The organism is Olsenella sp. An188 (assembly GCF_002160255.1).
GTDB lineage: Bacteria > Actinomycetota > Coriobacteriia > Coriobacteriales > Atopobiaceae > Thermophilibacter > Thermophilibacter avistercoris.
In genome coordinates, this window is sequence record NZ_NFKF01000006.1 from 25988 (window position 1) to 51163 (window position 25176).

The 25176-nt window shown below is 69.0% G+C and carries 21 protein-coding genes and 4 tRNA genes; 12 read left to right on the plus strand and 13 right to left on the minus strand.

Features of this window, described 5'->3' with window-relative positions; all coding sequences use genetic code 11:
- Positions 1 to 16 precede the first annotated feature (16 nt).
- The 4 genes from B5F23_RS07195 (at position 17) to B5F23_RS07210 (ending at position 2092) form a co-directional block, all read left to right on the plus strand.
- On the plus strand, positions 17 to 670 hold the full coding sequence (locus tag B5F23_RS07195) for a GNAT family N-acetyltransferase (protein WP_087353212.1): 654 nt from the start codon (positions 17 to 19) through the stop codon (positions 668 to 670).
- A gap of 45 nt (positions 671 to 715) precedes the next feature.
- Complete coding sequence (gene gluQRS, locus B5F23_RS07200) at positions 716 to 1684, plus strand: tRNA glutamyl-Q(34) synthetase GluQRS (protein ID WP_087353214.1); 969 nt, start codon at positions 716 to 718, stop codon at positions 1682 to 1684.
- Positions 1685 to 1775: 91 nt separating this feature from the next.
- Positions 1776 to 1867 (plus strand) — tRNA-Ser (locus B5F23_RS07205).
- A 148-nt stretch (positions 1868 to 2015) separates the two neighbouring features.
- Positions 2016 to 2092, plus strand: a tRNA-Arg gene (locus B5F23_RS07210).
- A gap of 74 nt (positions 2093 to 2166) precedes the next feature.
- Here B5F23_RS07210 and deoC read toward each other — a convergent pair.
- From deoC to serS, 3 genes are all read right to left on the minus strand, one after another.
- Positions 2167 to 2877, minus strand: a complete 711-nt coding sequence (gene deoC, locus B5F23_RS07215) for a deoxyribose-phosphate aldolase (protein ID WP_087353217.1) — start codon at positions 2875 to 2877, stop codon at positions 2167 to 2169.
- 32 nt (positions 2878 to 2909) lie between these two features.
- A complete protein-coding gene (locus tag B5F23_RS07220; protein ID WP_087353219.1) occupies positions 2910 to 3299 on the minus strand; it encodes a hypothetical protein in 390 nt (129 codons plus the stop codon).
- Positions 3300 to 3475: 176 nt separating this feature from the next.
- Positions 3476 to 4771 carry a serine--tRNA ligase gene (gene serS / locus B5F23_RS07225; RefSeq protein WP_087353221.1) on the minus strand — a complete coding sequence of 432 codons (1296 nt, stop codon included), beginning with the start codon at positions 4769 to 4771 and terminating at the stop codon, positions 3476 to 3478.
- 106 nt (positions 4772 to 4877) lie between these two features.
- On the opposite strand from serS, the gene B5F23_RS07230 reads away from it, so the two are divergent.
- A complete protein-coding gene (locus tag B5F23_RS07230) occupies positions 4878 to 5069 on the plus strand; it encodes a DUF6724 family protein (RefSeq protein WP_087353223.1) in 192 nt (63 codons plus the stop codon).
- 254 nt (positions 5070 to 5323) lie between these two features.
- Here B5F23_RS07230 and B5F23_RS07235 read toward each other — a convergent pair.
- Positions 5324 to 5410, minus strand: a tRNA-Leu gene (locus tag B5F23_RS07235).
- Positions 5411 to 5536: 126 nt separating this feature from the next.
- Here B5F23_RS07235 and B5F23_RS07240 point away from each other — a divergent pair.
- From B5F23_RS07240 to pknB, 6 genes are all read left to right on the plus strand, one after another.
- Positions 5537 to 7303 carry a serine/threonine-protein kinase gene (locus B5F23_RS07240; protein WP_241145828.1) on the plus strand — a complete coding sequence of 589 codons (1767 nt, stop codon included), beginning with the start codon at positions 5537 to 5539 and terminating at the stop codon, positions 7301 to 7303.
- Positions 7287 to 8423: an FhaA domain-containing protein gene (locus tag B5F23_RS07245; RefSeq protein ID WP_087353225.1), complete on the plus strand. Its 1137-nt coding sequence runs from the start codon at positions 7287 to 7289 to the stop codon at positions 8421 to 8423. Before B5F23_RS07240 ends, B5F23_RS07245 begins: the two co-directional genes overlap by 17 nt.
- Entirely contained in the window at positions 8420 to 8833 is a 414-nt protein-coding gene (locus tag B5F23_RS07250; RefSeq protein WP_087353227.1) for an FHA domain-containing protein, read from the plus strand. Before B5F23_RS07245 ends, B5F23_RS07250 begins: the two co-directional genes overlap by 4 nt.
- Entirely contained in the window at positions 8830 to 10125 is a 1296-nt protein-coding gene (locus B5F23_RS07255; RefSeq protein ID WP_087353229.1) for a Stp1/IreP family PP2C-type Ser/Thr phosphatase, read from the plus strand. The genes B5F23_RS07250 and B5F23_RS07255 overlap by 4 nt, the downstream gene beginning before the upstream one ends.
- 46 nt (positions 10126 to 10171) lie before the next feature.
- Positions 10172 to 13093, plus strand: coding sequence for an FtsW/RodA/SpoVE family cell cycle protein (locus B5F23_RS07260; protein WP_087353231.1), 2922 nt, complete (start codon positions 10172 to 10174; stop codon positions 13091 to 13093).
- 122 nt (positions 13094 to 13215) lie between these two features.
- The gene (pknB, locus tag B5F23_RS07265; RefSeq protein WP_087353233.1) at positions 13216 to 15219 is read left to right on the plus strand and encodes a Stk1 family PASTA domain-containing Ser/Thr kinase; all 2004 of its coding nucleotides are present in this window, start codon (positions 13216 to 13218) and stop codon (positions 15217 to 15219) included.
- Between the two features lie 156 nt (positions 15220 to 15375).
- On the opposite strand, the gene B5F23_RS07270 is transcribed toward pknB, so the two are convergent.
- The 9 genes from B5F23_RS07270 to argH form a co-directional block, all read right to left on the minus strand.
- Positions 15376 to 15451 (minus strand) — tRNA-Arg (locus B5F23_RS07270).
- A 41-nt stretch (positions 15452 to 15492) separates the two neighbouring features.
- Positions 15493 to 16125: a hypothetical protein gene (locus B5F23_RS07275; protein WP_087353235.1), complete on the minus strand. Its 633-nt coding sequence runs from the start codon at positions 16123 to 16125 to the stop codon at positions 15493 to 15495.
- A 9-nt stretch (positions 16126 to 16134) separates the two neighbouring features.
- Positions 16135 to 17016 carry a phosphoribosylaminoimidazolesuccinocarboxamide synthase gene (locus tag B5F23_RS07280; RefSeq protein WP_206392320.1) on the minus strand — a complete coding sequence of 294 codons (882 nt, stop codon included), beginning with the start codon at positions 17014 to 17016 and terminating at the stop codon, positions 16135 to 16137.
- A 113-nt stretch (positions 17017 to 17129) separates the two neighbouring features.
- The gene (locus tag B5F23_RS07285; protein WP_446723486.1) at positions 17130 to 18491 is read right to left on the minus strand and encodes a HAMP domain-containing sensor histidine kinase; all 1362 of its coding nucleotides are present in this window, start codon (positions 18489 to 18491) and stop codon (positions 17130 to 17132) included.
- A 165-nt stretch (positions 18492 to 18656) separates the two neighbouring features.
- Complete coding sequence (locus tag B5F23_RS07290) at positions 18657 to 19379, minus strand: response regulator transcription factor (RefSeq protein ID WP_087353237.1); 723 nt, start codon at positions 19377 to 19379, stop codon at positions 18657 to 18659.
- A 90-nt stretch (positions 19380 to 19469) separates the two neighbouring features.
- Positions 19470 to 20681 carry a Tat pathway signal protein gene (locus B5F23_RS07295; protein ID WP_087353239.1) on the minus strand — a complete coding sequence of 404 codons (1212 nt, stop codon included), beginning with the start codon at positions 20679 to 20681 and terminating at the stop codon, positions 19470 to 19472.
- 3 nt (positions 20682 to 20684) lie between these two features.
- Positions 20685 to 20954, minus strand: a complete 270-nt coding sequence (locus tag B5F23_RS07300; protein ID WP_087353241.1) for a TIGR03905 family TSCPD domain-containing protein — start codon at positions 20952 to 20954, stop codon at positions 20685 to 20687.
- A 117-nt stretch (positions 20955 to 21071) separates the two neighbouring features.
- A complete protein-coding gene (gene purB, locus B5F23_RS07305; RefSeq protein WP_087353243.1) occupies positions 21072 to 22415 on the minus strand; it encodes an adenylosuccinate lyase in 1344 nt (447 codons plus the stop codon).
- A gap of 64 nt (positions 22416 to 22479) precedes the next feature.
- Positions 22480 to 23871 (minus strand): argininosuccinate lyase, encoded by a 1392-nt coding sequence (gene argH / locus B5F23_RS07310; RefSeq protein ID WP_087353245.1) that lies wholly within the window; start codon positions 23869 to 23871, stop codon positions 22480 to 22482.
- A gap of 206 nt (positions 23872 to 24077) precedes the next feature.
- Here argH and B5F23_RS07315 point away from each other — a divergent pair, with 206 nt between their 5' ends.
- Positions 24078 to 25175 (plus strand): hypothetical protein, encoded by a 1098-nt coding sequence (locus B5F23_RS07315; RefSeq protein ID WP_087353247.1) that lies wholly within the window; start codon positions 24078 to 24080, stop codon positions 25173 to 25175.
- Position 25176 lies beyond the last annotated feature (1 nt).

A 25176-nucleotide genomic window follows, 5' to 3' on the forward strand; every position in this document is an offset into this window, starting at 1 on the left:
GCAGCGAGGAGGCAACATGTCACAGAACGCGGCCCAACTCGTCCTGAGGCCCTTCGAGGAGCGGGACTTCTACCCCCTTGCGGGCCTCATGGCCAAGACCTGGCTCCCCGACTTCCCGGGCTACCCCGGCGAGCTGGCCGCCACGGTGGAACTCTGTGACTACCTGGCGCAGACCACCTGGTCGCTCGTCGCCGAGCGCGGGGGCACGCTGCTTGGCGCCATCCTGCTGGGCGAGAAGGACCGCGAGGTCGCGGATGCCGACGAGTGGCGCAGGCGCGGTGCGGAGGCGGAGCGCGAGGCCGCGGGCAACCCGGACGCCACGCGGGCCATGGACCTGGAGATGGCCGGGGTCGTGGAGGAGGCCGGGCTCGCACACGAGTACGAGCTGACGGGCGCGGCGGAGGTTGCCTGCGTAGTCAAACTGCTCATCGTGTCGCCGGAGGCGCGCGGGCTGGGACTGGGGCGGCGCCTGTTCGACGCCGTGCGCTCCTACCTGCGCGAGCGCGGCGCGGCTGGCTACCACCTGCTCACCGACGACTCCTGCGACGTCTCCTTCTACGAGCACATGGGCCTCGCGAGGGCCATGGACCGCAAGTCCGAGGTGGCCTGGCCCGGCGGCGATCCCGCCACGGACGACTTCCACGTCTACGTCTACAGCGAGCGCCTGTAGCGCGGCGGGCGGCGAGAAGAGCGCGTGCAGGAGGGCCGACGCCTCATGGTCGAGAAGAACCCCCGGGTGAGGGGGCGCTTTGCGCCCACGCCGTCTGGGCGCATGCACCTGGGCAACGTCTTCTCGGCGCTCGTGGCCTGGCTCTCCGCGCGGGCCGCGGGCGGAACCGTGGTGCTGCGCATCGAGGACCTCGACCCGCGCGCGCAGAGTCGCGAGCGCGCCGACACCCTGATGGGAGACCTCGAGTGGCTCGGCCTCACCTGGGACGAGGGACCCTTCTTCCAGAGCGAGCGCGCGGGCGTCTACCAGGAGGCGCTTGACCGGCTTGCCGGGGCCGGGCTCACCTACCCCTGCTTCTGCTCGCGTGCCGAGCTGCACGCCGCCACGGCGCCGCACGCCTCCGACGGCACGCCCGTCTACGCGGGGACGTGCCGGGACCTCTCGGCAGACGAGGTCGTGCGGCGCTCCGCGGAGCGGCCGCCCGCCACGCGCCTGCGCGTGCCCGAGGCCGACGACCCGGCCGGGACCGTCGAGTTCCGCGACCTCGCCTACGGGCCGCGCCGCGAGGTGCTTGCGCGCGAGTGCGGCGACTTCCTCGTGCGCCGCAGCGACGGCGTCGTTGCCTACCAGCTCGCAGTGGTGGTCGACGACGCCCTCATGGGCGTCACCCAGGTCGTGCGCGGGCGCGACCTGCTCGGCTCCTGCGCGCGACAGATCTACCTCGGCCGCCTCCTGGGCCACCCCGCCCCGCAGTACGGACACGTCCCCCTGCTCGTCGCCCCGGACGGACGGCGCCTCTCCAAGCGCGACCGCGACCTCGACCTCGGCGTCCTGCGCGAGCGCGGCGTGGCGCCGGAGCGCATCGTCGGTGCGCTGGCAGCCGCGGCCGGCCTCGTGGACGGCGGTACCGGCCTCACGCCCACCGAGCTCGTGGCGTCCTTCTCGTGGGAGAGGATCGCCGCACACCGCGATGACGTCGTCGTGGACGAGGCTTTTCTCGCCCGCCTGGGATAGGGACGCACCATCGCAGCGTCCGACGGGCGGATTTTCCGACAAGACGTTGTGAGTTGGCCCGTTGTGGGGTATGATGCTCAGGCACCTACTTGGAGAGCTGACCGAGAGGCCGAAGGTGCTCGCCTGCTAAGCGAGTATAGGATGCAAATCCTATCTGGGGTTCGAATCCCCAGCTCTCCGCCAGACTGTGAGGGACCCGTCGCGCCACCGCGCGGCGGGTCTTTTTTTGATTGCATGACCCCCTCTGACCAGCACCTCCTCACCTTCTCCAACTTTTTTCTCCCTGAGGCTTGACGGCAGTGGGCACACGTGGCAATATATCCAACTGCACGCGGCGTTACCTCAGCTGGATAGAGGACCTGACTACGAATCAGGGCGTCATAGGTTCGAATCCTATACGCCGCACCACGCAAAGTACGGGAGGCTTCTTCGGAAGCCTCCCGTTTTGCTATGCGCGGACGGCGCGGGCCGCCCGACGGAACCTACACCTCGAGGTAGTCCGTCCCCGCCTCCTCCATGAGCGCGCGCAGCTCCTCGATCACCGTGACGCTTCTCGTTGCGCCAACGCGCGTCGCCCCGGCGCCGACCATGGACAGGAACGTCTGGGCCGAGCGGATGCGGCCGGCCGCCTTCACGCCGACCCGCGCGTCGACGCGGCCCCGCATGAGGCGCACGTCCTCCACGGTTGCCCCTCCGGTCGAGAAGCCCGTCGAGGTCTTCACGAAGTCGGGCAGCACCTCGCTCGCCACGTCACACAGGCGCAGCTTCTCCTCGTCCGTGAGCAGGCAGGTCTCGAAGATGACCTTGGAGGTTGCCCCGACCTCGCGGCAGGCGGCCACGACCTGCGCCATCTCCTCGGTGACGTAGTCCCAGTTGCCAGCCTTGACCTCGGTGAGGTTCACCACGTAGTCGATCTCGTTGGCACCCGCGCGGAGCGCGTCGCGCGTCTCGAACACCTTGGACGCAACAGATATCTGCCCCAGCGGAAAGCCGATCGCGGCGCCCACGTGAACGTCGGTCCCCGCGAGCAGCTCGGCGCAGAGCGCCGACTGGACCGGGTTTATCGCCACCATCCTAAAGTGGTAGCGCACCGCCTCGTCGCAGAGTCGCTCCATGTCCGCGCGCGTGGCGTCCGGCTGAAGGTTGGTGTGGTCGATGAGCTGGGCAAAGTTGTCAATCGTGTAGCGCCTCATGGTGGCCCCTTCCCACGTGTCCTTACCCCATCCTACTCGAGCGGGGCGCCCTCGCGCCCACCCTGGCCCGACCAGCCCGCCGGACGGAACTGAATCCCGCTCGAGGGGCCGATGCCGGTAAACGCATAGGGAACGCCCCGGGCGTCGCAGAGGTCCATGAGGTCCACCACGTCATGCCTCTCGCAGGAGAGGTATCCCCTCAGCGATCCGCCCTCCTGGACCGTCCCGAGTGCATCGAGCAGCGCCGGGACCGCCTCCCGGGCAAACGTCACCCGGAGGCTGCGCTGCTCGTCTCCGTACGCGACGAGCGTCGAGGGGCCGCTCAGGTCCTCCCTCACGACGACGCACCCCTCCTCCTCGCCGATAAGAACCCTGCGCACGTCACCCGCTCGCTCGAAGTGTGCCACCTCAACCGTCTGCATGCCCTCTCCCTTCCCTCGCTATCCGTTGGCACCAGTATACCAAACATATGTTCTTAAGAACGTGTGTTTGTAATAGCTTTTGGGGGAGGCCCCACAGAAGAGGCCGCCCGCGCCTTGGCGCGAGCGGCCTCCGCAAGGGGCTGCTTTCAGACGGTTCTTCTCGACGCGAGGTCGGACTACGCCTCGGGCCGGATGACCTCGACGCCGCCCATGTAGGGGCGCAGGGCCTCGGGCACCGTGATGGAGCCGTCGGCGTTCTGGTAGTTCTCCATGATGGCGGCCATCGTGCGGCCCACGGCCAGGCCCGAGCCGTTCAACGTGTGCACGAAGCGCGTGCCCTTGAACTCGGCCGGGTCCTTGTAGCGGATGTTGGCGCGACGGGCCTGGAAGTCCCAGCAGTTGGAGCAGGAGGAGATCTCCTTGTAGGCGTTGTAGCTGGGCAGCCAGACCTCGAGGTCGTAGCACTTGCAGGCGGAGAAGCCGATGTCGCCGGTGCACAGCGTCACCACGTGGTAGGGCAGGCCGAGGGCCTGGAGAACCGCCTCGGCCTCGGCGACCATGCTCTCGAGCTGGTTCATGGAGTCCTCGGGCTTGGCGAACTTGACCATCTCGACCTTGTCGAACTGGTGCACGCGGATGATGCCGCGCGTGTCACGCCCGGCAGAGCCCGCCTCCTCGCGGAAGCACGGCGTGAAGGCGGTGTACCACAGCGGCAGCTGGGAGGCGTCGAGCACCTCGCCGCGGTGCAGGTTGGTGAGCATGACCTCGGCGGTGGGGATGAGGTACATGTCGGGCTGCACGTGGTAGAGGTCGTCCTCGAACTTGGGCAGCTGACCGGTGCCAAAGAGGGTGTCGCGGTTGGTGATGACGGGCATCCACCACTCCTTGAAGCCCGCCTTGACGTGCATGTCCACCATGAAGCTGATGAGCGCGCGCTCCATGCGGGCGCCCATGCCGCCGAGCACGTAGAAGCGGGTGCCGGCCACCTTGACGCCGCGGTCGAAGTCGATCATGCCCGTGGCGGGGCCGAGGTCCCAGTGCGCCTTGGGCTCGAAGCCGTCCGCCGCGAAGTCGCGCGGGGTGCCCCAGCGGCGCACCTCGGGGTTGTCGGAGTCGTCGCGCCCGTAGGGCACGCTCTCGTGCGGGATGTTGGGGATGGCGGCCACCAGGTCAAAGAGCTCCTGCTCGACGGCGCCGCGACGCTCGTCGAGGGCGGCGATGCGGTCCTTGTTGGCGGCGACCTGGGCCTTGGCGGCCTCGGCCTCGTCCCTCTTGCCCTCGCGCATGAGCTGGCCGATCTGTTTGGAGACGGCGTTGCGCTCGGCCTGGAGCTTCTCGACCTCGGAAATCACGGAGCGGCGCTCCTCGTCGAGCTCGAAGAACTTCTCGCGATCCCAGTGGGCGTTCTGGCGAGACTCGCACGCCCTGTCCACGGCGTCGGGGTTCTCGCGAACGAACTTGATGTCGAGCATGCTGGCTCCTTGCTCCGGGTTGCTGACTCGCCGCCGGCGCCTCCGCGTCGGCTCCCCAAGTATATACTTGTGCGGAAAAAACGACGCGTTTCTCAGGAGGCGGCACATGCAGGCGATCGGCGACTTCTTCACGTGGCTCTTCAACGACACGACGGGCGTCATCTGCCTCATCGGCGGCGGAATCGTCATCTGCCTGCTCATCGCCCTGCTCATGGAGCGCAAGACCAAGCAGCGCTACTTCAACCACGAGAAGACCGACAGCGACTGGGACCTCTTCGACGACGATGACGACGAGTAGCGGGCCCACGGTTCTTCTCGCCCGCCGCGACCTGTAGGACGCAGTCTCGCATCGTGTACACCGCCGCCAGGCCAAGGTTCTTCTCGACAAGCCGTCTAGCTGGGCGTTTGCGAGAAGGACCTTGGCTCGGACCTCCCCTGGGGTGTACACGATGCGGAACGGACGCCGCGCCCCGGGAGAGGGCGGCACGGAGGCCGCGCCCCGGCCCGCACGAAAAAGGGCCCCGGCGCTGCCGCCGAGGCCCCTCTCATTCATGGTGCGGGCGAAAGGACTTGAACCTTCATGGGGTTGCCCCCATACGGACCTGAACCGTACGCGTCTGCCAATTCCGCCACGCCCGCGTGCTGGGATATAGTACCGCAACCCTCCTCCGCTGCCAAGTGCTTTTTCTTGAGAAGTGCGTGGCGCGACCACGGCGCGGTAGAATGGCCCTGCACGGCCGCAAGCAGCTTAAACGAGGAGGAGCCGTGAACGAGACGCCCACACGGGAGCGCGTGCCGATGCGCGACGGCGCCCCCCAGCAGCAGACCCCGCACGACGAGGTCCTTCTTGGCAGGTACCGCGTTCTCGAGCGGCGCGGGACGGGCGGCTTTGGGACGGTGTGCACCTGCTGGGACACCCGGCTGCAGCGTCGCGTGGCGATCAAGCGCATGCCGCTCGCCGCCGAGACGGGCGCCACCGCCGAGGAGGCCCTGGCCGAGGCGCGCACGGTCTCCCTGCTCGCCCACCCCAACATCGTCACCCTCTACGACTACGAGACGCAGGGCGCCTACGCCTACCTCGTGATGGAGTACGTCGACGGCCTCAACCTCGCCGAGTTGCTCGCCCGCGTGGAGGGCGGGCGCCTCACGCCCGACGAGTGCGCCCACGTGCTCGACTCCGTGGCCCGGGCGCTCGACTACGCGCACGAGAACCGCGTGCTGCACCTCGACATCAAGCCGACCAACATCATGATCGACCGTCGCGGCACGGTTAAGCTGGCCGACTTTGGCATGGCGACGCTCGCATCCGCGGCGGGCTACGGCGACGCGCGCGGCGGGACCGTGGGCTACATGCCCCCCGAGCAGATCGAGGGGATGCTCGTGGACGAGCGCGCCGACGTGTTCTCGCTCGCCGTGGTCGTCTGGCAGGCGCTCACCGGGAGCAACCCCTTCCTGGCCCGCACCGCCGCCGAGTCGCTCTCGAAGATCAACCGCGGGCCGTCCGGGCGCACCCGCCCCGAGCTGGACGCCGAGGGCCAGCAGGCCCTGCTCGAGGCGCTCTGCCCCTCGCCCTCGGGGCGCATGGCCTCGGCCCTGCAGCTCGCCGAGGAGCTCGACGCCAGCCTCGGCGACGCCCAGGAGGGGGCAGCCTCCCTTCGCGAGCTCGTCGAGCAGGCCGAGGAGGACGACGGGCAGGACAGCCGGCGGCCGAGAAGAACCCCCGCTCTGACGCTCGACGCCCCGCGCGCGGCGGCCGTCCTGCGCCGCGGCCTCACCGCGCTCGGCACCTTCGCCGTCCTGCGCGTGGTCCTGCCCGCCGCGCCGGGGGCAACGCCTCAGGTCGTGGCCGTGGCGTCGCTGCTGTGCTGCGCGGCCGCGGCGGCGTGGCCGCCGCTCGGGGCGCCCCTTGCCGCCCTCGCCCTCGCCTACGTCCTCGCCGCCACGAGCGTGACGGGCGCGACGCTGCTGATCGCCATGGCGCTCGGCGCGGGCGTCGTCGTCTGGTGGGCGCTCGCGGGCAGGAGGGACCACCTCTCCTCGCTCGCCGTCCTGCTCCCCTGCTGCCTCCCCTCGCCCGTCTCGGGCGCGGCGCTCGCGGGCTTTGCGCTCGACCCCGCCCCCGCCGCGGCCACCGGGGCGCTCGGCTACCTCGTTGGGGTGCTCTTCCACGCGTGCGCGACCTCGGGGTTTGCCGGCGGGGCGCTGCTCGTGGCGCTCGGGTCGACCTGCTCCGACCCCACCTTCTGGGTCATGCTCGCCGCGAGCGCGGCGTGCGCGGCCGTCTCCTCGGCCGTGGCGCTCAGGGGCTCGGTCGCCGCGGGCATACTCGGTCAGGCGCTCGGCCTCGCCTGCCTGCTTGGCTCTGGGGTTCTCGCCGCCAGCGTGGAGAATGCCGGTATATGGGCCTCCCTCGACTGGGACACGATGGTCGTTGCGATACTCTTGTTTGTGCTTTTGTGCATTGCGACTGTCCTGAGAGGCCCGCTCTACGAGGGCCCGGAAGGCGGGGGTACCCATGAGTTTCCTCAGTGATTTCGAGGCGCGCATAGGATCTGTGTTCGGCGCGGCTCCGCAGGGCTACACCGAGCCCTTCTCTTTCAAGAAGCTCGCCAAGCGTGCGGCGCGCGAGATGGAGAACGAGACCTACGAGATTGACGGCGTGGACACCGCCCCCGCCCTCTACACCGTGCTCGTCTCCGCCTCCGACGACTCCCTCATGCGCCCGCTCTACGAGCAGATCACCTACGAGACCGCGTCCTTCGTGACGGCCCAGGCCCAGAAGAAGGGCTACGCCTTCGTGGGCAACCCGCTCGTCCGCTTCATGGTCGACCCCTCGCTCAAGTCCGGCAAGTTCGCCGTCTTTGCCGAGAACGTCGACGCCGGCACCCTCGCGCGCCTTCGCGAGGAGGAGCGCGCCTTCCTGGCCGGCAACTCCAGCGCCGGCGGCGCGGCGGCCCAGCTCCACCCCCGCGGAGACCGGCCGCACCGCAGGCAGGCGGCCGCACAGGCGACGCCGAGCGTCCCCGCGCCCACGCCCGCGCCGCTCGCCGGCAACGACGCCGGCCTCGACGTCATCCCCAGCGACTTCTCCGCGGACTTCCCCGAGCCCGCCCCCGTGGCGTCGGCCTCCTCGTCCACGCCGATGCCGGTGCCCGTCGTTCCCGCCGCCCCCATCGCGGCGGCCGAGGCCCCGGCGTCCGTGCCCGTCTCGGTGCCCCAGACCCAGCGGCGCAACGTCCCGCTCGTCGACGTGAGGCGCGGCGTCGGGACCGAGGCCGTGGCGGGTGCCGCCGTTGCCGGCGCCGCCGTCGCGGGCGTCGCGGCCGGGGCCGGGCGTCCCGCGGGCGCCCACGACTCCTCGGCGTCCTGCCTGCTCATCGACCGCCAGACCGGCCGCACCTTCACCGGGCGCGCCCCCTTGGCCGTCATCGGCCGCGAGCGCTCCCAGGCCGACGTGGTCCTGCGCGACCCCAACGTCTCCCGTCGCCACGCCCAGCTCACCTTCGACGGGCGCGACTGGCGCATCACCGACCTCAACTCCACCAACGGAACGCTCGTCAACGACGTCGACGTCTCCGAGTGCGTCCTGCGCGACGGCGACCTCATCACGGTCGGCCTCGTCAACCTCGAGTTCAGGGAGAACCCGCGATGATCGACATCGTCCTGTTCGTGGGGCGCGTCCTTCTCGTCGTCGTCCTGTACGTCTTCCTCTTCGCCGTCATGCGCACCGGCGTGGGCCTCGTCAAGGGGCAGCGCCGCGACGCCGCCATCTGGGCCGTCGACGTCGAGAAGGGCACGCGCTCGCTGCGCGGCCTGCACGTCGACATCCTCGGCCCCGTGGTCATCGGCCGCTCCCCGTCATCCGACATCGTGATCGACGAGCCCTACGTCTCCTCCACCCACGCGCGCCTCACCCTCCAGGGCCCCGCGCTCGTGCTCGAGGACCTCGGCTCCACCAACGGCACCCTCGTCAACGGCCACGTCATCGGGCAGCCCGTCACGCTGCGCGAGGCCGACGAGGTCCAGATCGGCGACACGATCATGAGGGTGAGCCGCGGATGATGAGCCCGGAGCCCTCCATGACCGCCCCGCTCGAGCCCGCCAACGCCCCCGGACGCGCCGAGATGCCCGTCGAGGGGCGCGCCGGCGCGGACGCCGTCTCCGGCGCCAACGAGTTCATCTCGTGGGGCGCGCGCAGCGACGTCGGGCTCGTGCGCGGCCACAACGAGGACTCCTTCCTGCTCAGGACGCCCCTGTTCGTGGTGTCCGACGGCATGGGCGGCCACGCCGCAGGCGAGGTCGCGAGCTCCATCGCGGTCGAGACCATAGGCGAGCGCGCGCCCGGGACCGCCGACGACGTCCTTCTCGGCGCGGCCGTCGAGGCGGCCAACGCCAGCGTCATCGCCGCGGCCGAGGCGGGCATCGGCAAGCCCGGCATGGGCTGCACCGCCACGGCCGTCCTCATCGAGAAGAACAAGATGGCCGTGGCCCACGTGGGAGACTCGCGGGCCTACGTCCTGCACCACGGCACGCTCGTGCGCATCACCCACGACCACTCCTACGTGGAGGAGCTCGTTGACTCCGGCCAGATCACGGCCGACGAGGCGCGCACGCACCCCTCCCGCTCGATCATCACCCGCGCCCTCGGCTCGGACCCGGACATGTACGCCGACCACTTCTCGCTCGAGGTCAACGACGGGGACCGCGTCATCCTGTGCTCGGACGGCCTCTCGTCCATGATCTCCGACAGCGAGATCGAGTCGGTCGCCGTCTCGAGCGCCACGCCGCAGCAGGCGGCCGACAACCTCGTCGCCGCGGCCCTCACGGCCGGCGGCGCCGACAACGTGACGGTCGTCGTCGTGGACGTGCTCAACGACGGACTCGCCGAGGCGGCGCGCAGGCGCCTGTTCAGGCGGGGAGCCGCCTTCGCGGGCGTCTTCGTGGGGATCGTCGTGGTGACGCTGCTCGTCGCCCTGGCGTTCATCCGCGGGGAGTGGTACCTCGGCGTCAACGGGACGACCGTCGGCCTCTACCGCGGCGTCAAGGGCGAGTTCCTGGGAATCTCCCTGAGCGAGCTCGTGGGCGAGAGCGCCGTCGAGATCTCGGACCTGCCCGTCTCCCTCCAGGACCAGCTCGAAAGCGGCATCCGCGTCGCCAACGAGCAGGCCGGGCGGGACACCATCGACTCCTACCACCAGCAGATAGACGCCGAGAAGACCCGTGCGGCCGAGCTGGCCGAGACGACGCGCTCGGAGACCGACCCGAGCGCCGTCGCCGACTCCGGCGGCACCGAGGCGAGCCCCGGGGCCGAGACCGAGTCGGACGGGACCGCATCTGAGAACGGGGGTGAGTGACATGCCGAGAAGAAGCAGGTACACGGGAGCGATATCGCGCTCCCAGATGGAGGCGGTCGCCGCCCCGGCGCCCGTCGGCGCCCCGGTCGCAGGCGGTCACGGTCGCCGCAACACCGAGCTCATGCTCCTGTGCCTCGCGGCGGTGCCGGTCATCCTGCTCTACGCGATGTACGTGCTGCACTCCAACGCGCAGCTCTCCCTCACCACGCTCGGCGTGCCGATCGGCCTGTTCGCAGCCTTCGCGGCGGCCCACGTGGCCATCAGGTTCCTCGCCCCGGGCGCGGACCCGGCCATCCTGCCCATCGTCTTCGCCCTCTCGGGCGTGGGCATCACCTTCCTCACGCGGCTCTCCCCCGAGGGAGCCGTCAACCAGGTGATCTGGCTCTTCCTCTCGGTGGCCGCCATGGTGGCCGTCCTCGTCGTGGTCAGAGACCTCGACTCGCTCGCGGACTACAAGTACACGCTCGGGATCGCGGGCGTAGTCCTTCTCATCCTGCCCATGATTTTGGGCACCGAGCAGAACGGCTCCAAGCTCTGGATCTACATCGGCAGCTTCTCCATCCAGCCTGGCGAGTTCGCCAAAATCCTCATCACGCTCTTCCTGGCGTTCTACCTGGCAACCAACCGCGAGGCCCTCTCCGCCTCCATGCGGCGCTTTGGCCCCTTCAGCCTGCCGCGCCTGAGGATGCTGCTCCCGCTGCTCGTGATGTGGGGCATCAGCCTGCTCGTGGTGGTCTTTGAGACCGACCTGGGCAGCGCCCTTCTGTTCTTCGCCTTCTTCGTCATCATGATCTACGTGGCCACGGGTCGCGTGAGCTACGTCGTGGTGAGCCTCGCGCTGCTCGCCGCCGGCGGCGTGGCCTGCTACTTCCTGTTCGGCCACGTGCAGAACCGCGTCAACATCTGGCTCGACCCCTGGTCGGCGGCCTCGAGCGGCGGCTACCAGATCGTGCAGTCGCTCTACTCGCTGGCCGACGGCGGCCTGGTGGGCGTCGGCATCGGCAACGGCCTCTCCACCACGATCCCGTTCGTGCAGAGCGACTTCATCTTCTCCGCCATCGGCGAGGAGATGGGGCTTCTCGGCTCCTCCGCCGTCCTCATCATGTTCCTGCTCTTCTGCGTCCGCGGGCTCGCCACGGCGGCGCGCGCCAAGTCCGACTGCTCGGCCTTCGCGGCCGTCGGCCTCACGTGCGCGATCTCCTTCCAGGCGTTCCTCATCGTGGGCGGCGTCACCAAGCTGCTCCCGCTCACGGGCGTGACCCTACCCTTCATGAGCCAGGGCGGCACGTCGCTTCTCGCCAGCTTCCTCATCGTTGGCCTGCTGCTGCGCGCCGGCGACGAGGGCACCGGACGCGAGGTCGAGCTCCGCAGCGGGACCGAGCGCGCCAGCGAGCGCCGCGACCCGCTGCTCACCCTCGCGGGCCAGGCGGGCGCCGGCGCAGGCGCGCACGCCGCCTCGGTGGTCCACGGCAGCCACGCGCGCGGCTCCTTCGGCCTCACCACGGCCGAGTCGGGCGTCCTCGGGCGCGTCGCCCTCGGCAAGCGCCTCACGAGCCTCATCACGGTCTTCGCGCTCTTCTTCGCCGCGCTCGTGGCCAACCTCACCTACGTCCAGCAGATCGACGCCTCGCGCATCCAGAACCTGCCGAGCAACAACCACACGATCGCCAAGAGCGCCTACGTGCAGCGCGGCGCGATCATCACCTCCGACGGCGTCACGCTCGCCGAGAGCGTGCAGCAGGCCGACGGCACCTACCTGCGCAACTACCCCCAGGGCTCGCTCGCGCAGCACACGGTGGGCTACGTCTCCACCCAGTACGGCAGCGCGGGCATCGAGGCCTCGATGAACGAGACCCTGACCGGCCACAAGGACTACTCAAACTGGCGCAGCGCGCTCTACTCCATGGCGGGCGTCTCGCAGAGCGGCTCCACCGTCGCGCTCACCATCAACTCGCAGATTCAGCGCGCCGCCGAGCAGGCGCTTGAGGGCTACACCGGCGCGATCGTGGTCCTCGACCCCAAGACCGGGGCGGTTCTCGCCAAGGCGTCCTCGCCGACCTACACGGTCTCCGAGCTCGATGCCGCCATCCAGGGCACCAACGGCGAGCTGCTCGACCGCACCACGCAGGCGCTCTACTCGCCCGGCTCCACGTTCAAGGCCGTCACCCTCTCCGCCGCGCTCGACTCCGGCACCGTGACGCTCGACGACGTCTACTACGCCGGCCCCTCGCTCGAGATCGGCGGCGCCGAGGTGACCAACTACGGCGGCAACGACTACGGCAGCCCCACCCTGCGCGAGGCCTTCGCGCTCTCCTCGAACACGGCGTTCGCCCAGGTGGGCACCGAGCTCGGCGCGAGCACGCTCGTGAGCTACGCCAACGCCTACGGCTACGGGCGCAAGATCGGCCAGGACTTTGACTGCCTCACCTCGCTCATGCCCGACCCCTCCGAGATGACGGAGTGGGAGACCGCGTGGGCGTCCTGCGGCCAGCCCGTGGGCCAGCACGAGAGCCCGGCCGGCCCGCAGACCACCGTCATGCAGAACGCCGTGGTGGCCCAGACCATCGCCAACGGCGGCGTGGCGATGGACCCCTACGTCGTTGACCACGTCCTCTCCCCAGAGGGCGTCGTGACCTCCCAGACCACGCCCCGCTCGCTCGGGCAGGTCATCTCCTCCCAGACGGCCGACCGGATGAAGGAGGCCATGCTCGGCGTCGTCGACCACGGCACCGGACGTCGCGCCCAGGTCGCGGGAGTGCAGGTTGCCGGCAAGACCGGCACCGCGGAGGTCGAGAACGGCAACATAAACTCGTTCTTCATCGGCTTCGCGCCGTACGACAACCCGACGCTGGTCATCTCGGTCTGCGTCGAGGGCCAGGGTGAGGACGTCGAGGGGTTTGCCGCCGGCCTGGCCGGCCAGGTGCTCGCCTCGGCGCTCCAGGTCCAGGCGTCAGGCGCGGGCAGCTGATGGGGGTGTGACGAGAGGAACCACCAGACGAAGCCCAAACGCAGCAGAAACGACCACCCCGGCGCCCGAGGGCGCCCCAGCGAGAAGGACGCGGCCCAGCCGCGGGGAATAGGAGAGATGCGATGTCAGCGATGATGCTCGGCGGACGCTACCAGGTCCAGGACAAGATCGGCGCGGGAGGCATGGCCACGGTGTACCGTGGCCTCGACGAGGTGCTCGGGCGTACCGTGGCCATCAAGACGATGCTGCCCCAGTACGCCAACGACCCCTCCTTCGCTGCGCGATTCAAGCAGGAGGCGCAGGCCGCGGCGGCGCTCCAGAGCCCCTACATCGTGAGCGTCTACGACTGGGGCAAGGACGCCGACACCTACTACATCGTCATGGAGTACCTGCGCGGAACCGACCTCAAGAGCGGCATCCGCAAGCACGGCGCCCTCGACTGCAAGAAGGTCGCCCAGATCGGCTCGCAGATCGCGCAGGCGCTCTCGGTGGCCCACAGGCACGACATCATCCACCGCGACATCAAGCCGCAGAACATCATGGTGCAGCCCGACGGCAACATCAAAGTGATGGACTTCGGCATCGCGCGCGCCAAGAACAGCCACCTCACGCAGGACAACTCCGTCCTCGGCACCGCGCACTACGTCTCCCCCGAGCAGACCCAGGGCAAGGAGCTCGGCCCCACCACCGACATCTACTCGCTCGGCATCGTGATGTACGAGGCCGCCACGGGACAGGTCCCCTTCCAGGGCGACGACGCCATCTCGGTTGCCCTCAAGCAGGTCAACGAGCAGCCCAAGCCGCCCAGCCAGCTCAACCCCGCCGTTGACCCGAGCCTCGAGTCCATCATCCTCAAGTGCATGCAGAAGAACCCCGCCGAGCGCTTCCAGACGGCCGACGAGCTCTACCGCACCCTGCGCGACTACCTCGCCGGGCGCATGCAGGCGGTCAACAGCGCCACGGCGATGCTGCCGGCCCAGCCCACCAACAAGCTCGACCGCGGAGCGGGCACCATCCCCGCCGCCGGCGGGACCGCCTCCATGCCGCGCGTCGAGCGCGCCAACCGCTACCGCGGCCAGAGCGCGACCGAGCAGGCCGCCGAGCAGGAGGCCGAGCGCCAGCGCAAGCGTCGTCGCAACATCATCCTCGGCGTCATCGGGGGCATCGCGGTTCTTGCCGTGGTAATCTTTGCCGTCACGAGCCTGCTCGGCTCCGGGACGACCATGCGCACGGTCCCCAACCTCATCACGCTCACCCAGGATGAGGCGATCGAGGAGATCGAGGCCGCCGGCTTCGTCGCGGGCACGCCTGAGGAGGTCTACAGCAGCAGCTACCCCGAGGGACAGGTCTGCGAGCAGGACCCGCGCGCCTACCGCGAGATGCCCGAGGGCTCCACGATCAACTTCAAGGTCTCCAAGGGCGAGGAGCCCGTGGAGCAGACGAGCGTCCCCGACCTCACCAACAAGACCGAGGAGGAGGCGCAGGCGCTTCTCGCCGAAGCCAACCTCAAGGGACGCGCGGGTGAGGAGCGCGAGGACGCCAACATCGAGCAGGGGCTCATCTGCGACCAGGACTACGATCCCGGCAGCAGCGTCGACGTGGGCACCACCATCACCTACTACGTCTCCAGCGGCAGCGGCCAGGAGGTCATCCCCAACGTCGAGGGCGACGACGAGAGCACCGCACGCTCGCGCCTCGAGTCCGCCGGCTTCGTCGTGAGCAGCCAGACCTCGAACAGCGACACGGTGGCCGAAGGCCACGTCATCTACACCACGCCCGGCGTCGGCGAGACCGCCGACGTGGGCTCCACCGTCACCATCTACGTCTCCTCCGGACCTGCCGCGCCCAAGGAGTACGACGTGCAGTACGTGGTGGGCTGGACCTACGCGGAGGCCTACGCCGCCCTCACCAACCAGGGATTCAGCCCCGTCCTGGCCACCGGCAACTCCGCGGAGGGCATCGTCTCGAGCCAGTCCGTGACCGGGACCGCGCCCAAGGGCGCCGAGATCGTCCTCACCACGCGCACGCCTGACACCGGCTCCGGAGACGGCGAGGGCACCGATGGCGAGACCGAGGGCAACGGGGCTCAGGGAATCACCGGGCTCTCGGCCAACACTGGGGCATAGCGGATCCTACCATCACGATACGCGGCGCGGCCGCCGAGGTTCTTCTCGGCGGCCGCGCCCTTTTATGCATACGGTCGGCATGGTTTGGGGTCTCCCGGAAATGGGCCGCACAAAAAGACAGGCCAGTCGAGAAGTACGACTGGCCTGCGTAATTTCTGGTGCCCCCGGGCCGATTCGAACGGCCGACACCCGCTTTAGGAGAGCGGTGCTCTATCCCCTGAGCTACGAAGGCGTGCAAGCTATTCTATCACCGGTTTGACCCGGCGACAAAAGCTACTTCTTGCGGCGCTCCTCCTTCTGGCGGCGCTTCTCGAGCTGCGCGGCGCGGTCCTGCTCGAAGAGCTCAAGCATGCGCTTGTCGGACATGGAGTGGACCATGACCTCGGCCTTCTTGCGGTAGGGACGACGACGCACGAGGTCGTAGATGAACGAGCCGATGATGAGGATGTAGGCGCCGCCGAGCGTGACGACCGTGGCGATGCCCTGCCAGGTGCCGAGGTCGGGCTGCTGGCCGTAGAAGTAGGTGAGGGCCAGGGAGACGACGGCAAGCGCCATGCCGACGCCGATCACGATCCAGAAGTTGCGCTCGGAGCGGCGGTACTCGGGCATGCTGTGCAGCACGAGGTCGTAGGCGCGGTTGCGCGCGTCCTGGGCCTCGCGCTCGCGACGCTTGCGCTCGCGCTTCTCGTCCTTGGTCTCGCTGACCCAGGGATCGGCCGACTTGGGCTTGGAGGCCATGCGCACGGAGGACGCCGCCTCGCGCGCGGGCTTGGCCTTGGCAGCGGAGGGGCGCGAGAAGCCCTTCTTCTCCTCGTCGGTCACGGCGGCCGCCTCCTTCTTGGGCCGGCCGATGACGTTGCCCTCGGCCTCGCGGCGAGCGCCCTCGATGGTGTCTTTCAGAGACATTGCTCTCCCTTACGCCCTCACGGGCTTGAACTCGATTCCGGTGATGATCTGGAATGCCTCGGCGTAGCGGGCGGAGGTGCCCTCGACGACCTCGGCGGGGATGCGCGGCGGCTCGCCGGTCATGTCCCAGTTGGCACGCAGCCAGTCGCGCACGTACTGCTTGTCGTAGCTCGGCTGGACGTGGCCCTCGGCGTAGCCCTCCGCCGGCCAGAAGCGGCTGGAGTCGGGCGTGAGGCACTCGTCGATGAGCGTGAGCTTGCCGTCGATGAAGCCAAACTCGAACTTGGTGTCGGCGATGATGATGCCGCGGGTCGCCGCGTAGTCAGCGGCGGCCTGGTAGATGGAGAGGGAGGCGTCACGCAGCTGCTCGGCCACGTCGGTGCCCACGATCTCGCAGCAGCGCTCGAAGGAGATGTTCTCGTCGTGGTCGCCCTGCTCGGCCTTGGTGGACGGGGTGAAGATGGGCTCGGGGAGCTTGGACGCCTCGGTGAGACCCGCGGGGAGCTTGATGCCGCAGACGGTTCCGTCCTCGTCGTAGGTCTTCTTGCCGGAGCCGGTGAGGTAGCCGCGCACGATGCACTCGATGGGCACGGTCTGGGCCTTCTTGACCAGCATGGAGCGGCCGGCGAGGTAGTCCGCGTAGGGCTTGAACTCCTCGGGGAGGTCCGCCACGTCGCAGGAAATCATGTGGTTGGGGATGAGGTCCGCAAAGCGCTCGAACCAGAACGCCGAGATGCGCGTGAGGATCTCGCCCTTGTGGGGGATCTCGTCGGGCAGGATGAAGTCATAGGCGCTGATGCGGTCGGACGCCACCATGAGCAGGCTGTCGCCGCAGTCGTAGATGTCGCGCACCTTGCCGCGCGAGTCCGGACGAAGTTCCATCTCAGCCATGCTGCCATCCTTTCGATGTCGTATCCACAAACTCCCAGTATACGTCACTGGGGCCAGGCGTGTGGGGGATGGACGGGCGCCGCGTGGCGCGGCCGGCGCGTCCTGCCGGGGTGCTACTCGTCGCGCGGCTTGCGCGGGCGCCGCAGCGGGATGCGCAGCGTGAAGGTGGTGCCCTTGCCGAGCTCGGACTCCACGAGGATCGTCCCGTTGTGGCGGTCCACAATCTCCTTGGTGATGGCCAGGCCCACGCCCAGGCCGCCCGAGACGCGCTCGCGGCTCACGTCGGAGCGCCAGAAGCGCGAGAAGGTCTGGGGGATGTCCTCCTTGGCGATGCCGATGCCCGTGTCCTGCACGGAGACGAGCACGTCGGAGCGGTCCTGGCGCAGCGAGACCTTGACCCAGCCGTCTGCGTTCGTGTAGCGCATCGCGTTGCTCATGAGGTTGACCACGGCCTCGCGGATGAGGTCGGGGTCGACGTCGGCGTAGAGCTCGCCGTGCGTCTCGTCCACGAAGCGCAGGTGCAGCCCGCGCTCGTGGAAGAGCTGGTGCTGGGCGGAGACGAGGCTGCGCACGAGATAGACCATGTCGGTCCGCTCGGCCTTGACCTCGGTGGTGCCGTTCTCGAGACGCGAGAGCCTCAGCATCGCGTCGATCAGGCGCGAGAGCCTGCGCACCTCGCCGGCGATGGTCTCGAAGTGCTCGTCGTCGGCCGGCAGCACGCCGTCCTGCATGGCCTCGATCGTTGCCTGGAGCGCCATGAGCGGCGTGCGCAGCTCGTGGGCGACGTCGCCGGTGAGCCGGTGCTCGAGCTTGAGGTCGCGCTCGATCGTGCTCGCCATGTCGTCGAACGTCTCGCCGAGCTGGCCGATCTCGTCGGAGCCCGTCACGCCGGAGCGCGCCGTGAGGTCGCCGTTCCTGATCTGCTTGGCCGTGGAGGTGATGCGCTGGATGGGCCGCGCGATGGAGCGCGAGACGAAGTAGCCGATCACGCAGGCGAGAACCGCGGCGATGGCGGCCGCCGTGGCGATGGCCCCGTAGGAGTTGGAGCGGAAGGCGGAGTCGGTCTTGGTGAGCAGCGCGTCAGACCCGAAGGCCCACAGGCGCACCGTGCCCACGACCTCGCCGTCGGGCGCCGTGATGGAGGCGCTCACCACGGCCTCGTGCGAGGTGGGGACCTGCGAGGGAACGGGCTTCTCGCCGCGGGCGGAGCCGGTCGAGTCGGCCGAGGCCCAGGTGTCGTCGTACAGGACGGTGCCGTCGGCGGCCGTCACCTGGACCACGATGTCCGGGGAGACCGACGAGGCGGACTCCGCCACCGCCGCCACGTCCTCGTCGAGCTCGCCCTCGCGCGCGTAGGCCTCGGAGATTGAGGCGGCCGTGGAGTCGGCGATGGCCTGCATGTTGGAGCGGGTGTAGGCCATGAACTGGCCCTCCCACACCACGCCGAGCACCGCGACGAGCACGAGCGCCGTCATGACCGCGGTGAGCGCGAAGGCGAAGCTCAGGCTCGTCGCGTACGGGCGCCCGCCCTTAGGGCGCGGCTTTATGGTGTTCCACGAGCTGCGCGAGGACGAGGCACGCTCGGGCGCCTCGTCGGGATGGGCGTCGTGCCCCGTCACAAAGCGAGCCGACACGGGGGCCTACTTGGCCGAGGCGTCCGCGGCCTTCTCGGGGGCCTCGAAGCGGTAGCCGACGCCGTGGACGGTGTAGAGCCAGCGCGGGTTGCGCGGGTCGTCGCCGAGCTTGGCGCGCAGGTTCTTGACGTGGGAGTCGATGGTGCGCTCGTAGCCCTCGAAGTCGTACCCGAGGACCTTCTCGACGAGCTCCATGCGCGTGTAGACGCGACCCGGGTAGCGGGCGAGCGTGGTGAGCAGCTTGAACTCGGAGGCCGTGAGGTCGACCTCCTTGCCCTCCACGAGCACCTTGTGACCGGAGATGTCGATCACGAGGTCGCCGAAGTCGAGGACCTCGAGGGCCGGCTCGGCCTCGGTGTGGGCGCGGCGCAGCAGGGCGCGCACGCGGGCGACGAGCTCGCGCGGGCTGAAGGGCTTGATGAGGTAGTCGTCGGCGCCGAGCTCGAGGCCGATGATGCGGTCCTCGACCTCGCCCTTGGCCGTGAGCATGATGATGGGCACGTTCGAGGTCTCGCGGATGGCGCGGCACACGCGCTCGCCCGAGAGCTTGGGGAGCATGAGGTCAAGGATGACGAGGTCGAAGGTGTGCTTCTCGAACTCCTCGACGGCGCTCTGGCCGTCACCGACCCCGCGCACGATGTAGTTCTCGCGCTCGAGATAGGCGGCGACGGCGTCGCGGATGGCCTTCTCGTCCTCGACCAGCAGGATCTTCTTCTCGTCTGAAGCCATCTGGGGGCCTCCCTGTGTCTGCTCGCGTTGCCACGGACGTGGCCCGTAGTGACACTAGTGTACCCCACCGGCCTGCGGGCGATTCACAGGTTACAGGCGGAAGGTACGTACCGACACGGAAGCGGGGTAACCGGTGTCCGCGTCCTTGACCGTCGAGAAGGTCACGAAGAGGTCGCACTCCCCCGCGCGCGCCGGGAACTCGCCGTAGTCGAGCGAGCGGTCCACCGAGGATATGCCCGAGTAGGTCCGGTTTGCCACGTCGACCACGTAGTAGGCGGACGCGGCGTTGAGGACCTTCACGATGACGACGTCGCCCTTGCCGCAGCCCCCCTCGGAGGGCTCGGCGGAGATGCGGAAGAAGCCGCCGTCCGCGGTGCCGATGTAGGTCCCCATCTGCCCGAGGAGGCCGCCCGAGCTGTAGCTGGCCTCGACGGACACGAGGAAGCGCTCGCCCACGCGCGAGGCGCGGAAGGGCCGCACGCTCTGGGGCATCACGAGCTGGTCGACCCTGGTGGCGAGGTCATCGTCGAGCGAGTAGGCCGTCACGCCGTAGTAGACGCCCTGGTCGGCGCGGACGCGGGGGGTGAGCGTCACCACGTCTCCCGAGACGGTCGGCGCCGTGGCGAAGCGGCCCGGCGACTCCACGACGGCCTTGGCCTCGGAGTCCCCGGAGCGCCACAGGTAGCAGTGCGAGCTCTCCGCGGTTCTCGACCCGCCGACCGCAGGCTGCACCTGCCAGATCACCAGGTCGCCCGTGACCGCGAACGGCGCCGGGTCAAAGTCGGAGTCCCCCTCCCAGAGCGTCTTGGTGTCGCCGGTGAGCTCGCCGCCCGAGAAGGACGACGCGTAGAGCGTCCAGGCGCGCGTGACGAGGTCGAGCTCGACCCAGGCGTAGACGGAGTCCGAGCAGCGGACGTCGTAGATGACCGTGGTGGTCGACTGCCCCATCGGCACCGACACCACCTCGACGAGCTGCCCGGACGAGACCGAGAGCGCGGAGCCCTTTACCATGGGCGTGGCCGACGAGCCCGCCGTGGTGACCGGGATCCAGGCGCCCTCGGCGGGGTGGAGCACGTTGCCGAGGGCGATGGTCCAGGCGTTCTCCTCCACGAGCGTGGAGTCGACCTGCTCGAACGAGTCGAGCACGTTCTCGGCGGAGTCCTCGTCCACGACGACCGGGTCCGAGGTCTGCTCGTCAGAGGTGTGCGTGCAGCCGGAGAGGACCCCCACCGCGGCGGCGACGGCGGTGCCGGCGGCCGCGGTCTTGAAGAACGAGCGCCTGGTCAGCCTGGGGAAGCGCATGGGCTAGGCCTGGGCGATCGCGGCCTGGGCCTCCGTGAGCGCGCGCGAGAGCTGGTCGGCGCACGAGGTCTTGCGCGGGCCACAGGTGTTGCCCTCGAGGATGCTGGCGATCTCGGCGGCGGGCTTGCCTGCCACGAGGCGCCCGATGGCCTTGAGGTTGCCGTTGCAGCCGCCCTCGAAGGAGACGGCCTCGATGGTCTTGCCGTCGTCGGACAGGTCGATGTGGATGGCGCGCGAGCAGACCCCGCGCGGGGTGTAGTCAAAGTGCTGCATGGTGGTTCTTCTCCCCTCGTTGCTTGCTCACAGCAGTATACCCGCCCAGCCGCGCGCAAGACGGCCCCGCGGGCGAGAAGTGCCCGCGGGGCCGAGACGCGTCACGTGACGCGGCGCCTAGAACTCGAGCTGCTCCAGGCGATCGAAGACCACGCCGGCACGCGTGAGGAAGGCACGCGGGTCGAAGATGGCGTCGAGCTCCTCCGCGGGCACGGTGCAGCGCGGGTCCGCCTCGAGCTTCTCACGGAAGGTGCTGCCGGCCTCGCACTGCTGGACCTCGCGCCACGTGGCCATGGCGTTCTCCTGCACGATGGCGTAGGCCTCCTCGCGCGTGATGCCGGTCTCCACGAGGGCGAGCAGCACCTTGGAGGAGTAGATGAGGCCGCGGGTCTTGTTGAGGTTGGCCATCATCTGGGCCGGGTAGAGGATGAGGCCGTCCACGATGCGGATGAGGCACTGGAGCATGTGGTCGAGCGCGATGAAGCTGTCCGCCTGCGCCACGCGCTCGGCGGAGCTGTGCGAGATGTCGCGCTCGTGCCAGAGGGCCACGTTGTCAAAGGCGACCTGCGCGTTGGCCTTGACCACGCGGGAGAGGCCGCAGACCTTCTCGAGCGTGATGGGGTTGCGCTTGTGCGGCATGGCGGAGCTGCCCTTCTGGCCCTTCTTGAACGGCTCCTCGGCCTCCAGGGTGTCGGTCTTCTGGAGGTTGCGGATCTCCGTGGCGATGCGCTCGCAGGTGGCGGCGGTGGTGGCCAGGACGCCGGCGAGGTAGGCGTGGTGGTCGCGGCTGATGACCTGCGTGGACAGCGGGTCGTGGACCAGGCCCAGGTGCTCGCAGACGTACTCCTCCACGAACGGGTCGATGGAGCTGTAGGTGCCCACAGCGCCGGAGATGGCGCCAAAGGCCACGTTCTTGCGCGCGTCCACGAGGCGGTCGAGGTCGCGCTTGAGCTCCCAGGCCCAGCTGCCGAACTTCATGCCAAAGGTCATGGGCTCCGCGTGGATGCCGTGCGTGCGGCCCACGCAGAGGGTGTCGCGCTCCTCGAAGGCGCGGCGCTTGCAGATCTCGCCAAGCCTGCGCACGTCCTCGATCAGGATGTCGGTGGCCTGGACGAGCTGGTAGCACAGGGCGGTGTCGCCCAGGTCGGACGAGGTCATGCCAAAGTGCACCCAGCGGGAGGGCTTGGGCTCGCCCTCGGGCACGTCGCGGTCGATGTACTCGCCCATGTTGGTGAGGAAGGCGATGACGTCGTGGTTGGTCACGGCCTCGATGGCGTCGACCTCGTCCTTGTTGAAGTCCGCGTGCTCGCGGATCCAGGCGGCCTCCTCGCGCGTGATGCCGATCTTGCCCATCTCGGCGTGCGCCTCGCAGGCCAGGACCTCGATCTCCTGCCAGATGCGGTACTTGTTCTCCAGCGAGAAGATGTGGCCCATCTCGGGGCGGGTGTAGCGATCAATCATGTGGGGCTCCTTCGGCGTCGCGCTGCATACCAGCCTGATTCTACCGCAGGGGCGAGAAGAACCTCTACGCCACGCGGCCCTCGTCCGCGGCCAGCGCCGCGCGGGCCTCCCCGAGCTGGACCACCACGGCGTCGTGGCCGGTTCCGCCGTAGGTCACGCGGGCGTTGGCAATGCCGGCCGGGTCGAGGTCGCGGGCGACGTCCTCCTCGAACAGCGGGCTCGCGGCGGCAAACTCCTCGGCCGTGAGGTCCTCGAGGCCCTTGCCATGCTTCTCGCAGTAGAGCACGAGCTCGCCCACCACGCGGTGCGCCTCGCGGAAGGGCATGCCCTTCTTGGCCAGGTAGTCGGCCACGTCCGTGGCGGCCGAGAAACCCGTGCCCGCCTGCGCGAGCATGGCGTCGGCGTTCACGGTCATGGTCTCGACCATGCCCGCGGCGATCTCCATGCAGTCGCTGAGCGTGCGAGCGGCGTCGAGCGGGCCCTCCTTGCACTCCTGGAGGTCCTTGTTGTAGGCGAGCGGCAGGGACTTCATCGTGGTGAGCAGCGCCATGAGGTCGCCGTAGACGCGGCCGGTCTTGCCGCGCGTGAGCTCGGCGAAGTCGGGGTTCTTCTTCTGCGGCATGATCGAGGAGCCCGTGGAGTAGCTGTCCGAGAGCGTGATGAAGCCGAACTCGGTGGAGCTCCACAGCACGATTTCCTCGCACAGGCGCGAGAGGTGCATCATGGAGACGGCGCAGGCGTACTCGAGGTCGAGCAGGTAGTCGCGGTCGGAGACGGCGTCGAGCGAGTTGGGGATGGTGCGGCCAAAGCCCAGGAGCTCGGTAGTGCGCTGGCGGTTCAGCGGGTAGGTGGTGCCGGCGAGCGCCGCCGCGCCGAGCGGGTTGGCGTCCGCGGCGTCGCGCGCGGCGACGAGGCGGACGTGGTCGCGCGTGAACATCCAGAAGTAGGCGAGCAGGTGGTGGGAGAGCAGCACCGGCTGGGCGTGCTGCAGGTGGGTGTAGCCGGGCATCACCACGTCGAGGTTCTTCTCGGCAACGTCGAGAAGGACGCGACGCAGGGCGCGGTTGCCGGAGAGCAGCTGGTCGCAGAGGTCCTTGGCGAGCAGGCGGATGTCGGTGGCCACCTGGTCGTTGCGCGAGCGGCCGGTGTGCAGGCGGCCGCCGGGCGTGCCGATGTTGCGGGTGAGCGCGCCCTCCACGGCCATGTGGACGTCCTCGTCGTTGACGTCCCAGACAAAGGTGCCCTCCTCGATCTGGGCGGCGATGTCGGCGAGGCCCTCGTCGATGGCGGCCTGGTCCTCGGCCGAGATGATGCCCTGCTCGGCGAGCATGCGAGCGTGCGCGCGGCTGCCGGCTATGTCCTGGGCCGCCATGCTCTTGTCGACCCCGAGGCTTGCGCCAAACTCCTGCGTGAACTGGTCAACGCCCTTCTCGAACCTGCCGCCCCACAGCGCCATGAGCCCTCCTTGCTCGCGTTTTGTCCCAACAAGCTTACCAAAGCGGGAACGGGTCCTTGCGCGAGCGCCCGTCGCGTAGCATGGGTTTTACGGACCGCCCGGCGAACGCTTGCCGCCGTCCGCAGCTGCCCCGCGCCCGGGCGGCAAGGGGTGTGATACCCTACCGGCCACCGCGCGGCCCCCATCGCACAACGAAAGGGGTCGCCATGCTGATTTGCGTCAACAAGACGTCTGCGCTCGCACTTCTGCGACACGTCCGGGCAACCGGGGAGCTCGCGCACGCCCAGATCCGCGGCCTGCCCGAGCCGGACCCCCTCCCGCAGCGCAGGTGGACTGCGCGGCTCATCCCCCACGAGCTACTCGGCCTGCGCGACGCGCCCAGTCCCGAGCGGCGCGTGTGCGTGGCCGTCCCCTCGCAGGAGACGCGGCCGCTCGCCTCCTTCTTCTCAAGCACGGTGTATTCCACGGGATTGCCCCCAGGATCGTTCTTACAGCTGAGCGATGATCTGGTCATTCCCTGTCCCGAGCTGCTCTTTATCGAGCTCGCCAGAGTCATGCACCCGGCCGTGCACGAGCTCCTCGGCTATGAGCTCTGCGGGACGTTTGCCCGCAGCCCAATTGACCCCCGCACGGGCGGCGTGACTCATGGCCTCGACCCCGTTACGGATGTTCTGCGCATCGGTGACTATATCGACCGGTGTCAGGGGATTGCCGGAATGCCCGCGGCGAGGCGTCACCTGAAGAACGTGCGGGACAACGCGTGGTCGGCAATCGAGGCTGTGATGGCGTTGATGGTCGTGCGGCCCGTCAGGGATTTGGGGTATGGAATCGAAAAGATCACCCTCAACAAGCGGCAGGGCAATCCACGCGCACTCGTCCAGCGCGGGTGCATGAGCAGCAGGGTTCCCGACATTGTGCTCGACGACCTCCCTGTCGGCTTCAACTACGACGGCCACGATCATCTCAACCTCTCGTCAATCATCAAATCCATTAGCAACTCCACGGAGCTGAGGGCATCGCTTGCCCAGCTGAGGAATAAGTACGTAGACGACCGCAAGCGCGACAGGGAGCTCGCCGCACAGGGACGGGTGGTCATGCCGGTTGTTGCCGAGGACGTTTTTGCGTGTGGCGGCCTTGATACGGTGGTCCTTGAGGCCCTGATGGCATCAGAGCGGCTCGGCGGACCCGCGGCGGCCAGCGTCGTCGAAGACGGGGCGTGGGATCACCAGGTGGAGCAGGCAAGACAGCAGCTCGTCTGGTCCCTTCTGCCCTGGGAGGGAGGAAAATCTCTGGGGGCCTTCTGAT